This window comes from Sinomonas albida (assembly GCF_004919045.1).
Classification (GTDB): domain Bacteria; phylum Actinomycetota; class Actinomycetes; order Actinomycetales; family Micrococcaceae; genus Sinomonas; species Sinomonas albida.
This window is the reverse complement of sequence record NZ_SWDW01000006.1, coordinates 1-12,597: the sequence shown is the minus strand read 5'-3', so window position 1 is coordinate 12,597 and position 12,597 is coordinate 1. Positions and strand designations below refer to the sequence as shown.

Annotated in this window: 12 protein-coding genes; 9 read left to right on the top strand and 3 right to left on the bottom strand. The window is 69.1% G+C overall.

The window, feature by feature from the left end; genetic code table 11:
• Positions 1 to 28: 28 nt before the first annotated feature.
• A complete protein-coding gene (gene hemW, locus E6A26_RS07275; protein WP_136610537.1) occupies positions 29 to 1,288 on the top strand; it encodes a radical SAM family heme chaperone HemW in 1,260 nt (419 codons plus the stop codon).
• A gap of 16 nt (positions 1,289 to 1,304) precedes the next feature.
• Here the strand turns inward: hemW and E6A26_RS07270 are convergent, their stop codons facing one another.
• Positions 1,305 to 1,655, bottom strand: coding sequence for a DUF4870 domain-containing protein (locus tag E6A26_RS07270; RefSeq protein ID WP_234865218.1), 351 nt, complete (start codon positions 1,653 to 1,655; stop codon positions 1,305 to 1,307).
• Positions 1,656 to 1,760: 105 nt separating this feature from the next.
• On the bottom strand, positions 1,761 to 2,603 hold the full coding sequence (locus tag E6A26_RS07265; protein ID WP_136610535.1) for a DUF3097 domain-containing protein: 843 nt from the start codon (positions 2,601 to 2,603) through the stop codon (positions 1,761 to 1,763).
• Between the two features lie 221 nt (positions 2,604 to 2,824).
• On the opposite strand from E6A26_RS07265, the gene hrcA reads away from it, so the two are divergent.
• Genes hrcA through E6A26_RS07250 form a run of 3 tightly spaced genes read left to right on the top strand, consistent with a single transcriptional unit; the run spans position 2,825 to position 5,773 of the window.
• Positions 2,825 to 3,838 (top strand): heat-inducible transcriptional repressor HrcA, encoded by a 1,014-nt coding sequence (gene hrcA, locus E6A26_RS07260; RefSeq protein WP_136610534.1) that lies wholly within the window; start codon positions 2,825 to 2,827, stop codon positions 3,836 to 3,838.
• A 20-nt stretch (positions 3,839 to 3,858) separates the two neighbouring features.
• Positions 3,859 to 4,989 (top strand): molecular chaperone DnaJ, encoded by a 1,131-nt coding sequence (gene dnaJ / locus E6A26_RS07255; RefSeq protein ID WP_136610533.1) that lies wholly within the window; start codon positions 3,859 to 3,861, stop codon positions 4,987 to 4,989.
• Position 4,990: 1 nt separating this feature from the next.
• Complete coding sequence (locus tag E6A26_RS07250; RefSeq protein ID WP_136610532.1) at positions 4,991 to 5,773, top strand: 16S rRNA (uracil(1498)-N(3))-methyltransferase; 783 nt, start codon at positions 4,991 to 4,993, stop codon at positions 5,771 to 5,773.
• Positions 5,774 to 5,825: 52 nt separating this feature from the next.
• Here the strand turns inward: E6A26_RS07250 and E6A26_RS07245 are convergent, their stop codons facing one another.
• Entirely contained in the window at positions 5,826 to 6,767 is a 942-nt protein-coding gene (locus E6A26_RS07245; RefSeq protein ID WP_136610531.1) for a GerMN domain-containing protein, read from the bottom strand.
• A 214-nt stretch (positions 6,768 to 6,981) separates the two neighbouring features.
• Here E6A26_RS07245 and E6A26_RS07240 point away from each other — a divergent pair, with 214 nt between their 5' ends.
• The 5 genes from E6A26_RS07240 to E6A26_RS07220 all read left to right on the top strand — a co-directional run bounded on the left by E6A26_RS07240 (position 6,982) and on the right by E6A26_RS07220 (position 12,346).
• Positions 6,982 to 8,058 (top strand): PhoH family protein, encoded by a 1,077-nt coding sequence (locus E6A26_RS07240; protein ID WP_234865186.1) that lies wholly within the window; start codon positions 6,982 to 6,984, stop codon positions 8,056 to 8,058.
• Positions 8,055 to 8,528 carry an rRNA maturation RNase YbeY gene (gene ybeY / locus E6A26_RS07235; protein ID WP_136610530.1) on the top strand — a complete coding sequence of 158 codons (474 nt, stop codon included), beginning with the start codon at positions 8,055 to 8,057 and terminating at the stop codon, positions 8,526 to 8,528. The genes E6A26_RS07240 and ybeY overlap by 4 nt, the downstream gene beginning before the upstream one ends.
• Positions 8,525 to 9,844 (top strand): hemolysin family protein, encoded by a 1,320-nt coding sequence (locus E6A26_RS07230; protein WP_136610529.1) that lies wholly within the window; start codon positions 8,525 to 8,527, stop codon positions 9,842 to 9,844. The genes ybeY and E6A26_RS07230 overlap by 4 nt, the downstream gene beginning before the upstream one ends.
• On the top strand, positions 9,837 to 10,811 hold the full coding sequence (gene era / locus E6A26_RS07225) for a GTPase Era (protein WP_136610528.1): 975 nt from the start codon (positions 9,837 to 9,839) through the stop codon (positions 10,809 to 10,811). Before E6A26_RS07230 ends, era begins: the two co-directional genes overlap by 8 nt.
• Before the next feature lie 71 nt (positions 10,812 to 10,882).
• Entirely contained in the window at positions 10,883 to 12,346 is a 1,464-nt protein-coding gene (locus E6A26_RS07220; RefSeq protein WP_234865185.1) for an LCP family protein, read from the top strand.
• Positions 12,347 to 12,597: the final 251 nt, after the last annotated feature.

Sequence of the window (12,597 nt, the reverse complement as noted above, 5' to 3'; positions counted from 1 at the left end):
GGGCGCACTCGGGACGGCGGTGGAGTAGGTGCCCAGCACACTTCCACTCGGAGACCCCGCACCGGCCGACGGCGTCCTGCCGCCCCAGGCGTCCATCGGCGCCGAGGCGCGGGGCTTCTCGCTCTACGCCCACATCCCGTTCTGCTCGGTCCGCTGCGGCTATTGCGACTTCAACACCTACACCGCGGCCGAGCTCGGCGGCGGGGCGTCGCAGGCCGAGTACGCGCAGACCGCCGTCGCCGAGGCGCGGCTCGCGGCCCGCGCGCTCGACGCCTCGGGCGTGCCTCGCCGTCGTCTGTCCACGGTGTTCTTCGGCGGGGGCACGCCCACGCTGCTCCCGGCGGGCGACCTCGCCGCGATCCTCGGCGCCGCCGTCGCCGAATGGGGCCTTGAGCCGGGCGCCGAAGTGACTACCGAGGCGAATCCGGACTCCGTCACCCCGGACTCCCTTGCCGCACTGAGGGAGGCCGGATGCACGCGCGTCTCCTTCGGCATGCAGTCCGCCGTTCCGCACGTTCTCAAGGTCTTGGATCGCACCCACACACCGAGCCGAGTCCCCGAGGCCGTGCGCTGGGCGCGGGACGCCGGCCTCGACGTGAGCCTCGACCTCATCTACGGAACACCGGGCGAGAGCATGGACGACTGGCGCACGTCGCTCGACGCCGCGCTCGAATGCGAGCCCGACCACGTGAGCGCCTACGCCCTCATCGTCGAGGAAGGCACCAAGCTAGCCGCCCAGATCCGTCGCGGCCAGGTACCGAACGTGGACGACGACGACCACGCCGCCAAATACGAGCTCGCCGACGCCGCGCTGGGAGAAGCGGGCTTCCATTGGTACGAGGTGAGCAATTGGGCGCGCGGCGCCGGGGGAGCAGCGGACGACGGCGGCGCAAGCCGGCGCTTCGAGTGCCGCCACAACCTCGCCTACTGGCGCGGGGGCGACTGGTGGGGTGTCGGCCCGGGGGCGCATTCGCACGTCGGCGGAGTGCGCTGGTGGAACGTCAAGCATCCGCGCGCCTATGCGGCGCGCCTCGCGCAAGGGGAGTCGCCGGCAGCGGGACGGGAGACGCTCGACGCCGCGACGCGGCTCGAGGAGCGGATCATTCTCGAGCTGCGGCTCGCCGACGGGCTGCCGGTCGCCCTGCTCGCGCCCGAGGCGCGCCGCGAGGTCGCGGGGCTCATCGCCGAAGGGCTCGTGGAAGGCCCCGCGGCCCTGCATGGAACCCTCGTGCTGACCCTCGCGGGACGCCTACTCGCGGATGCGGTCGTGCGCCGGCTCATGCCCTAGCTGCGAGAGCCGGCGGCTACTTGATCCAGCGGAGGTTGAACCTGTAGCGGAAGGGCTGGCCGCGGTTGACCTCGATGCCGGCCGCGACGGACATCACGGCGAGGGCAACCCACACGAGCGTCGCCAGGACCGCAAAGAAGCTGCCGACCACCGGGATGAACGAAAGCAGGTTCAGGAACAGGGCTGCGAGCGTCGGCGGGAGCGTGAAGTTGAGCGCCTCCTTGGACTCCTGGGCGGTAAACGGCCCACGGTCTTTGAAGGAAAGGTAGACGAGCAGCGACGGGAGGCATCCGAGGATTCCGCCGAAGTGCGCGAGCGTGGCCCACTGGCGGTCCTCGCTAGCCGTGAACTGCTCGCTGCCGCCCACGTTGCCGAGCCTCCTCGAATGGGGCTCTTCGTGGTCCTGCCAGTTCTGGGGCACAGCACGTCCTTGCGGGGTCGAAGGTCTCAGGGCTGCTCCAAGAATACCGAATTACACCGTCAGAAAATCGATGACCTCTTCAACCCTGCCGAGGAGGGCTGGTTCGAGATCCGCGTAGCTCCTTACCGCGCCGAGGAGCTTCTGCCAGCCCAGGCCGATGTCCTCGGCCGTCTCGTGGGGCCAGCCGAAGGCGCGGAGGATGCCGGTCTTCCAATCGGTCCCGCGCGGTACCACCGGCCACGCGGGGATGCCGAGAGTCTGGGGCCTGATGGCCTGCCACACGTCGACGTACGGGTGCCCGACGATGAGAACGTTGCCCGAGGCGCCGGGCACGGCCAGGGCACGCTCCGCGATCCGGCTCTCCTTCGAACCGGCCACGAGGTGGTCCACGAGGATGCCGAGCCGGCGCTCGGGGCCGGGCTGGAAGTCGGCGACGGCGGCAGCGAGATCGTCGACGCCGTGCAGCGGCTCGACAACGATCCCTTCGACGCGCAGGTCGTCTCCCCACACCCGCTCGACGAGCTCGGCGTCGTGCTTGCCTTCGACCCAGATGCGGCTCGCCCGGGCGACGCGCGCTCGGGAGCCTTCGACGGCGACGGAACCCGAGGCGGTGCGCTTGGGGCCCGACGGCGCCTTCCGGGCTGCGGGGGGCGTGAGCCGGATCGGCCGGCCCTCTAGCAGGAAGCCGAATCCGAGCTCGAACGAACGCGAGCGCCCGCGGCGGTCCTCGAGGCTGAACACGTGCATGCCGCCGGACTTCTCAACGCGCGTGACGGCACCGACCCAGCCGCTCTGGGAGTCTTCGAGGACCATGCCCAATTCGATGGGCACGTCCGGGGGAGCGGTCTTCTTCGGGGCTGCGAGGTCCATCGGCCCCCACTGGTCATAGGACATGAGGTCCGAACCCTCCTTGCTGCAGAGCTTGTCGCCGAGCGGATCCGCTCCATGCTACGTGGGCGGTCGGGCACGGCCCGCGAGGCCGCGGCGTGTCCCGTATGCTGGGTTGCTCCCGGGCGGGGAGCATAATAGATCTAGCACTTGGGGAGAGAGAGTGCTAAGAATTCGCTCGGAAGCCGGCACGCAGCGCTGCCGATGTCGTCCTCAGGGGAGGTGGAATGAACGAGCCGCGCAAGCTCGAGGTGCTCAGGGCCATCGTCGAGGACTACGTCCACTACCGTGAGCCCGTGGGCTCGAAGGCACTCGTCGAGCGTCACCGTCTCGGGGTGTCGAGCGCGACCATCCGCAACGACATGGCCGCGCTCGAGGACGAGGGCCTCATCGCAGCCCCGCACACGAGCGCGGGACGAGTGCCCACCGACAAGGGCTACCGGGTGTTCGTGGACCAGCTCTCAACCGTCCGGCCGCTCTCGGCGGCCGAGCGGCACGCGATCCAGTCCCTCCTCGAAGGGGCCGACGATCTCGACGACGTCCTCGAGCGCACGGTACGTCTCCTTTCCCACCTCACGAACCAGGTCGCCGTCGTCCAGTATCCGCAGCTCGGGCGGGCCCGCGTGCGGCACATCGAGGCCGTGGGCCTCGCGCCGCGCCAGGTCCTGCTCGTGCTCATCGCGGATAGCGGCACCGTCGAGCAGCGCGTGGTGACCGTGGGCGAGGATCTGGACCACGACCGCCTCGCGTTCCTGCGCCAGAGCTTCCTCGCGGCCGCCGCAGGCCAGCCCGTGGGTCAGCTCGGCGCGAACCTTGCCCGTGTCATGGACACGCTCATGCCGCAGGACAAGGCCGTCGCAACCGAGCTCGCGGCCGCCCTCGGGACGCTCGCCGCGTCCTCCCGGGAGGAAAGGATCGTCACCGCCGGGACCGCCTACCTCGCGCGGTCCAACAGCGATTTCCTCCTCAGCATCTCGCCCGTCCTCGAGGCCCTCGAGGAGCAGGTCGTCCTCCTGCGCCTCCTCTCCGAGATGGCGAGCGATCCACGTGGCGTGGCAGTCGCGATCGGCCACGAGACGGCGGCGGATTCGCTCTTGGAGACCTCGGTCGTGGCCACGGGCTACGGGCGTGACGATGCCAAGATCGGCATTCTTGGCCCGACCCGCATGGACTACCCGGCGACCATGGCCGCCGTGCGTGCCGTGGCACGGTACCTCTCCAAGATTCTCGCCGGAAGCTGAACCTGAAGAGAAAGAAGACAGTGAGCAGCCACTACGAAACCCTCGGCGTGTCCCCGGATGCGAGCGGCGAGGAGATCAAGAAGGCCTACCGGAAGCTGGCCCGCAAGTACCACCCGGACGTCAATCCGGGCGAGGAGGCCTCCGATCGCTTCAAGGCGGTCACGCACGCCTACGAGGTACTCTCCGACCCCGACAAGCGCCGCATCTACGACACGACCGGCAACGAGAACGGGACGGACAACGGCTACTCGGGCGCCTACAACGGCGCCGGCTTCGCGTTCCAGGACATCTTCGAGACGTTCTTCGGCGGCGGGGGCGCCCAGGCTGGGCCCGCGACCCGCGTCCGCCGGGGCCAGGACGCGCTTATCGCCGTCCGGATTGAGCTCAAGGACGCGGTGTTCGGCGTCAACAAGAAGATCGAAGTCGACACCGCCGTGCTGTGCACGCGCTGCGACGGCTCGTGCTGCGAGCCCGGCACCGAGCCAATCCGCTGCACCGTGTGCGGGGGCTCCGGCCACGTGCAGCGCGCGGTCCGCTCGATCCTCGGCCAGGTCATGACGACTGCCACGTGCCCCACCTGCAACGGCTTCGGCACCGAGATCCCGAGCCCGTGCAACGAGTGCGGCGGCGACGGCCGCGTGCGCAGCCGGCGCTCTCTCACCGTCAAGATCCCCGCGGGGGTTTCGACCGGGACCAGGATCCAGCTCGCGGGCCAGGGCGAGGCTGGCACTGCGGGCGGTCCGTCCGGAGACCTGTACGTCGAGATCCGCGTGGCCGCGCACGCCACCTTCACGCGCGACGGCGACCAGCTCCACGCGACGCTGAGCGTCCCCATGACGGCGGCGGCGCTCGGCACGGAGCTCACGTTCGAGACGTTCGACGGGGAGCAGTCCGTCACGCTCCGCCCCGGCACGCAGTCCGGAGACGTCGTCACGCTCGCGCACCTCGGCGTCGCCCGCCTGCGCGGCGCGGGCCGCGGCGACCTCCTTGTCCATATCAACGTCGAGGTTCCCACCAAGCTCGATCCCGAGCAGGAGGAGCTGCTCCGACAGCTCGCGAAGCTCCGCGGCGAGCACGTGGCCGAGGGCAAGCTCGTGGGCACGGGCGGGGGAGTGTTCGCGAAGCTGCGCGACAAGTTCGGGAATCTCTGACGTGTCCAACCCGGTGTTCTTCGTCCCAGCCGGGACGCTCGACGGACTCGGCGTGGGCAGCATCGCGACGGTGACCGGGCCCGAAGGCAGGCACGCCGCGACGGTTCGTCGGCTCGCGGCGGGCGAGCCCGTGGACCTCGTCGACGGCAGGGGCACGCGGGCTCGCGGCGCGGTGGAGCGCGCGGAAGGGGACGTGCTCGCCGTGGTGCTCGACGCCGTCGAACGCGAACCCCGCCCCGCGTACCGCCTGGTCCTCGTCCAGGCGCTCGCCAAGGGGGACCGGGACGAGCTCGCTGCCGAGGCGGCGACCGAACTCGGCGTCGACGTCGTGGTGCCGTGGCAGGCGGAGCGCTCGATCGTCCGCTGGAAGGGGGAGCGTGGCGAGAAGTCCCTCGCGAAGTGGCGCTCGCTCGTAGCTGCCGCGGCCAAGCAGTCCCGGCGCGCCTGGGTGCCGGACGTCGACGAGGCGTCCGACGGCGCAGCCCTCGCCGCGCGCATCGGGCGGGCCGCCCTCGCGATCGTCCTCCACGAGGACGCGACCGAGCCCCTCGGAGCGCTCCTTGACACCTTCGCTGCCCGGCAGACGCCGCACGACGGCGAGGTCTTGTTCGTCGTGGGGCCCGAGGGCGGCATCTCGCCGGCCGAGATCGATCGCTTCACGTCCGCTGGTGCGCGTCTCGCACTCCTCGCGCCGCACGTGCTTCGCTCGTCGACCGCGGGACCCGCCGCACTCGCGATAGCGGGGGACCGGTTGGGCCGCTGGCCGGCGCGCACGGCGCCGTAGGCCCTGCGGCTGGGCAGGCGGCCCGGACGGGCAGTGCCTGACGCAGGGGAGCTCAGGGGGTGACGGTGAATTCCTTCGAGTCCCACGCCAGGGCCGTCGAGTCGCCGGGGCCGGGGTCGCTGGGGAAGATCCGCAGGACGTACTTGCCCGCCGGGAGATTCACGGTGAAGCGGAACTGGCCCACGGTCGCGTCGGCCGCGCTCGAGAGCACGTGGCCGCTCAGGTACGGCGTGGCCTTGTCGGTCTTGACGTCCGCGCGGGAGACCTGCCAGTACACGTCAGAGCCCGGGCTCGTGCTCCGGCCGTAGACGGCGAGCTGTCCGTGGTCGGACTCCAGCCCGGACTGGGGGTCGATGATCCACATGGGCGCGACCATGGCCGGATCCCGCTGCATGAGCTGGCCGAGCTTGACCCGGTTGAACGCGAGCTGGTCGGTGCGCCCATCGACGAGCAGCATGACCTCGACCGGCTGCCCCGAGTCGATGACTCCCGCACTCGCAGCGGCGGCTGTGGCCGTGTAGACGAGCTGTTGGACGGCGAGCTGGGCGGTCTGCTCGTCGACGGTGCTGTTGAACGCGTCCGAGGAGACGTCGACCGTGATGACGTTGTGCCCCGAGATGGAGGCGGCCAGCTTCTTCGGGGACTGCCACGGGCTGAAGAGGTTCGGGTCGAGCGGCTTGACCGACATCATGAGGCGGAGGGCCTTCACGACCGGGTTCTCAGTGCTGCTCGCGTCACGGAATTCGCGGTACAGGTACACGCCGTCCCGCGCCCGGCCGAGCCAGTAGACCGGCGACTTCGTGGACGTCTGCGACGTCTCGAGGGGCACCGACGCCGTGGCCCCGCCGCTCGAGATCGCGGGGGAGGCGCCCGCCGCGAGGCTCGGCGCGGGCTGGCCGCTCGCGGTGCAGCCGGAGAGGACGACGGCGAGCGCGGCAAAGCCCGCAAGCGCAGTTCGCCTGCGTCGCGCCGGGCTCGCGGTGCGGAAAGCCATGACTGTCCTCCGGGATGGTGGTTTGGGCGTCCGGGAGCACCCACAAGGCAGGGCTGCGCGCGGACCCCGCCGGCGCCTCCCCGAGCAGAGTCCAGCTTGACACAGGCACCCGCGCGTGCGGCTGCCGCTGCGGGTTTCGTTGCCCAAGTGATGCGTGATTGATACCTAGCGGTAGCATGGTTCGACAGGTTCCGAATGAGGAGAGAAGAGGCTTTTGACAGCGGAGTTCCCGCACACGACGCCCACAGCCAGGACCGAGGTACTCCGCTTCGCTTCAGGCGAGGACATGGTGCACATCCTCGGCCCACATGATGAGGCCCTCCGCTACGTCGAAGAGCAGTTCCCGTCTGTGTCGATCCATGCGCGCGGCAACGAGCTCACGATCGTCGGCCCGCCCGCGGAGGCCCCCCAGATCAAGCGGCTCTTCGAGGAGATCACGGCCCTCGCCGAGCGGGGCACGCCGGTTACGCCGGCCTCGCTCGCGCAGCTTGTCGCGATGCTGCGCGAACAGACGGTCTCGAGCCCGTCGGACGTGCTCACGCACAACATCCTCACGAGCCGCGGCCGCACGATCCGTCCCAAGACCGCGAACCAGAAGGGCTACGTCGACGCGATCGACGCGAACACGGTGATCTTCGGCATCGGTCCTGCCGGCACGGGCAAGACGTATCTCGCGATGGCGAAGGCAGTCCAGGCCCTCCAGCACAAGGACGTGAGCCGGATCATCCTCACTCGGCCCGCGGTCGAGGCGGGTGAGCGGCTCGGTTTCCTCCCCGGAACGCTCAACGACAAGATCGATCCGTATCTCCGCCCGCTCTACGACGCGCTCCACGACATGATCGATCCCGAGGCGATTCCGCGCCTCATGGCGGCAGGGACCATCGAGGTCGCGCCGCTCGCCTACATGCGCGGCCGGACGCTCAACGACGCGTTCATCATCCTCGACGAGGCGCAGAACACCACGCCGGAGCAGATGAAGATGTTCCTCACGCGACTCGGTTTCGGCTCGAAGATGGTGGTGACCGGGGATATCACCCAGGTGGACCTCCCGTCGGGGACCTCGTCCGGCCTGCGCATCGTCCGCGAGATCCTCGATGGGATCGAGGACGTGAGCTTCTCGATGCTCGACGCGACCGACGTGGTGCGGCATCGGCTCGTGTCCGACATCGTCAACGCGTACGGCCGGTGGGACGACCGTCAGCGGGCCCGGACCGGACAGGCCAGGCTCCGCGCCGATCGGCGCCACGCCGCCGGGTCCGAGCGCACCGCTCCGACTAAGCTTGAGCCGTGAGCATCGAAGTCAACAACGAGTCCGGGGTAGCCGTCGACGAGGAGGCGCTCGTCCGCCTGGGCCGCTTCATCTTCGACCGCCTGTGGCTGCACCCCCAGACCGAGCTCTCTGTGCTCCTCGTGGACGAGGCCGCCATGGAGCGGCTGCACCTCGAACTCATGGACGAGCCGGGCCCCACCGACGTGCTCTCGGTTCCCATGGACGAGCTCACCCCCGGCACTCCGGGTCGCCCCACGCCTCAGGGCATGCTGGGCGACATCGCGATCTGCCCCCAGGTCGCGGCCGAACAGGCCGCGCGCGGCGGACATTCGACGGCGGATGAGATGCTGCTGCTCGCGACGCACGGCATGCTCCACCTCCTCGGGTTCGATCACAGCGAGCCTGAGGACCGCGACGAGATGTTCGGCCTCCAGCGCGAGCTGCTCACGGAGTTCCTCGGCAGGCCGGCCCCGAAAGAGACGATGGCGTGACCATTGCCGTCCTGCTGGCCATGGCGCTGGCGTTCACGGCGCTTGCAGCACTCCTGACGGCCGCTGAGGCCGCCCTCTCCTTCCTTCCGCGCCATGATGCCGAGGAGTACATCGAGCAGGGGCATGCCCAGTCTCTCGCCGTGATCCTCGCCTCGCCCGTGCCCCACGTGCGGGCTCTTCGGTTCTGGCGTATCTGGTTCGAGACCGCCTCGGCCGTGGCCGTCGCAGTCCTCATGCAGAGCTGGCTCGACAACGTGTGGCTCGCGGGACTCGCCGCGACAGTCGTCATGGCCCTCATCGGCTTCCTTCTGGTCGGGGTCTCTCCGCGTCAGCTCGGCCGTCGGCACGCCCTCGCCGTCGCCGCGGGCACTGCGCCCTTCACCACATGGCTGCGCCGCATCCTCGGGCCGATTCCGGGCTGGCTTGTGTCGATCGGCAGCGCTGCGACCGGCACGGATCCGACGGAGGAGGACGCGATCTATTCGACCGACGAGCTGCGCGAGTTCGTCGAGAGGGCGAGCGACTCCGAGGACTTCGAGGACGGTCAGGCGGATCTGCTGCAGTCCGTCTTCGAACTCGGCGAGACGCGGGTGCGCGCCGTCATGGTGCCCCGCACCGACATCATCGCGATCGAGGCGGGCTCGACCCTGCAGCAGGCCATGTCGATGTTCCTTCGGTCGGGCTGTTCGCGCGTTCCGGTCTACGTCGAGAACCTCGACGACGTGCGTGGAGTTCTCTATCTCAAGGACGTCGCGGCGCGGGTCCACCAGAGCCCCGAGGCCGCCGAGGAGCCGGTCGAGTCGCACCTGCGCGAACCGCGCTTCGTCCCCGAGTCCAAACCCGTGAACGAGCTGCTGAAGGAGCTCCAGCGAGAGTCGATCCACCTCGCGATTGTGGTCGACGAATACGGCGGCACCGCTGGACTCGTCACGCTCGAGGACCTCATCGAGGAGCTTGTGGGCGAGATCGCCGACGAGTACGACGAAGACGACGACGAAGTGATCGAGGTCGCGGAGGGCGTCTTCCGGATCCGCGCCCGCATGAGCCTCGACGATCTCGGCGAGCTTTTCGACGAGGACATCGAGGACGACGAGGTGGACACGGCCGGCGGCCTCCTCGCGAAGGCGATCGGCCGAGTGCCCATCGTGGGCAGCACCGCGGAAATTGACGGCATCCGCCTCACAGCCGAGCGGCTCGAGGGGCGCCGCAAGCGCGTGAGCCACCTCCTCGCCCAGAAGGCAGACCCACCGGGCGACGGCGGCGCGCCGGGACCCGAGCGAAATCACCACGAGACGACAGGGAGACAGCATGGCTGAGCAAGATCGCGGCCTTGGAGAAGGCAAGCCACAGCAGGGGGCGGAGGGAGGCTTCCGTGCGGGATTCGCGGTCCTCGTGGGCCGTCCCAACGCCGGCAAGTCGACGCTCACGAACGCGCTCGTCGGCCAGAAGGTCGCGATCACCTCGGCCAAGCCTCAGACCACGCGCCATACGATCCGGGGCATCGTGCACCGCGCGGACTCCCAGCTGATCCTCGTCGACACCCCTGGGCTGCACCGACCGCGAACCCTCCTGGGGCAGCGGCTCAACGACCTCGTTGCCGAGACGCTGTCCGAGGTCGACGCCATCGGTTTCTGCATCCCCGCGAACGAGCGCATTGGCCCGGGCGACCGGTTCATCGCGACCCAGCTCGCCGCCGTCGGGCGCAAGCCGATCGTCGCCCTGGTGACGAAGGCCGACCTGGTCGACCGCGCGGGACTCGCCGAGCAGTTGCTCGCCGTGACGGCGCTCGGCCGCGAAGTCCTCGGGGGAGAGGGCTTCGCGGACATTGTGCCGGTCTCCGCGCAGGACGGCTATCAGGTCGAGACGGTCGCGGACGTGCTCGTGGGCCATATGCCGCCGTCGCCGCCCCTCTATCCCGATGGCGAGCTCACGGACGAGCCCGAGGCGGTCATGGTCGCGGAGCTCGTGCGCGAAGCCGCCCTCGAAGGGGTGCGCGACGAGCTTCCCCATTCGCTCGCCGTCGTCGTCGAGGAGATCGTGCCGCGCGAGGATCGGCCCGAGGACAATCCGCTGCTCGACGTGCGCGTGAACCTCTACGTCGAACGCCCTTCCCAGAAGGCGATCATCATCGGTCGGGGCGGCGAGCGGTTGCGCGACGTGGGCTCGCGGGCCCGCCACGGCATCGAAGCGCTGCTCGGTACCCGGATCTACCTCGACCTCCACGTCAAGGTCGCGAAGGACTGGCAGCGCGACCCGAAGCAGCTGGGCCGACTCGGCTTCTGACGCGCCCGCACAGGAGACTCTCAGATGCCCCTGTAAAATAGTTGGGACCATTACCTTACGGAGGGCATGATTTGGACATTACAGGGGGCGTACCCCGTCATGCCCGAACGCACGGCCACATCGCGTTGTGGGTCAAGATCCTCGGCGGAATCGTGGCCCTCGCGATCGTCGGTGTCATCGCCTTCGCAGGCTACTGGACTTGGCGGCTTCAGTCGAACATCCACCAGGCTCCTCTGAGTGCTGGCAATTCGACGGCGGACGCGACGAATGACGCAACCGACTCCCTCCAGATTCTGATCATCGGCACCGATACGCGCTCTGGCGCGGACGCGGCGTACGGCTCGCAGGCCGACAGTTCCGGGTATGGCAACTCGGACGTCATGATGCTGCTCAACATCTCGGCCGACAACAAGGTCGTGTCGATGACGAGCTTCCCCCGCGACCTCATGGTGCCGATCCCCAAGTGCCACGACCCGCAGGCCAACAAGGACTACCCGGCCCAGGCGGTCGGCCAGATCAACTCGGCGATGGCGGAGGCCGGCCCGGGCTGTGCCGTCGACACGATCAACCAGCTCACCGGCCTCAAGATCGATCACTTCATGGTGGCGGACTTCAACGCTGTGAAGGACCTCTCCAACACGATCGGCGGCGTGCAGGTCTGCGTCAACGCGGCCATCGATGACCCGCTGTCCGGCCTCAAGCTTCCCGCCGGAACGTCCACGATCCAGGGAGAGATGGCACTCGCGTTCCTCCGCAGCCGCCACGGCGTGGGTGACGGCAGCGACCTCTCCCGCATCAAGTCGCAGCAGGAGTTCCTCGCGTCGCTGGCCCGCAAGGTGAAGTCGGACGGCACGCTCACTGACGTGCCCAAGCTGCTCTCCATCGCGGACACGATCACGAAGAACCTCACAGTGGACAGCGGGCTCGCGAACCCCCAGAGCATGCTGACCATCGCCGGTCGTCTCAAGAACGTCGATCTGGGCAAGGTCGCGTTTGTCACGGTGCCGTGGGAACCCTATGTCGCGGATCCGAACCGCGTTCAGCTCAAGGAGCCTGACGCCGGCGCCCTGTTCCAGGGACTCCGCGACAACCGCGACCTGACCGCGCCCGCGGCCGCCGCGCCCACCCCGACGTCGAGCGGAAGCGCGGCCGCCGCGCCCACGAGTGCCCCGCCGACCTACAACAAGGCGCTCCAGCCCGTCGCGGTCGCGAACGGATCGGGCCTCACCGGCAGGGCCACCGAGCTGACCCAGTTCCTCGCGGGCCAAGGCTTCTCGAAGACGGGCCAGTTCACGGCAGCACAGGTCGCGACGACGAACGTCTACTACGGCGCGAACTTCGCGGACGTGGCGAACGACGTCGCGGCGTCCCTTGGGATCCCGTCGTCGCAGGTCCACCCGGCCAACATCAATGGCGTTCAGGTGTACGTGGGCCAGGACTTCACGTCCGGCACGCACTACACGCCCAAGGTGCCGGACACCGTCGTCGCCCAGACCGCCGCGGACAGCACGTGCCAGGCGGCCTTCGGCCACTGACGTCTCGGGTACAGAAACTCCCCGCCTCAGACGTCTCGGGTACAGAAACTCCCCGCCTCAGACGTCTCGGGTACAGAAACTCCCCGCCTCAGACGTCTCGGGTACAGAAACTCCCCGCCTCAGACGTGTGATGTCTCAGGACCTCGTGGACACTTCCTGTCTCAGGACGTTGTTGACACTTGATGTCTCAGGACGTTGTAGGCACTTCGGTTTCTGGGCTCGGGCGGCGGAGGCCGCTGCGAGGGACGAAG

Excerpts from the sequence above, each read along its gene's own strand:
- hrcA (WP_136610534.1), top strand. The coding sequence starts at position 2,825 with ATGAACGAGCCGCGCAAGCTCGAGGTGCTCAGGGCCATCGTCGAGGAC.
- E6A26_RS07245 (WP_136610531.1), bottom strand. The coding sequence starts at position 6,767 with ATGGCTTTCCGCACCGCGAGCCCGGCGCGACGCAGGCGAACTGCGCTT.
- era (WP_136610528.1), top strand. The coding sequence starts at position 9,837 with ATGGCTGAGCAAGATCGCGGCCTTGGAGAAGGCAAGCCACAGCAGGGG.
- E6A26_RS07265 (WP_136610535.1), bottom strand. The coding sequence starts at position 2,603 with ATGTCCTATGACCAGTGGGGGCCGATGGACCTCGCAGCCCCGAAGAAG.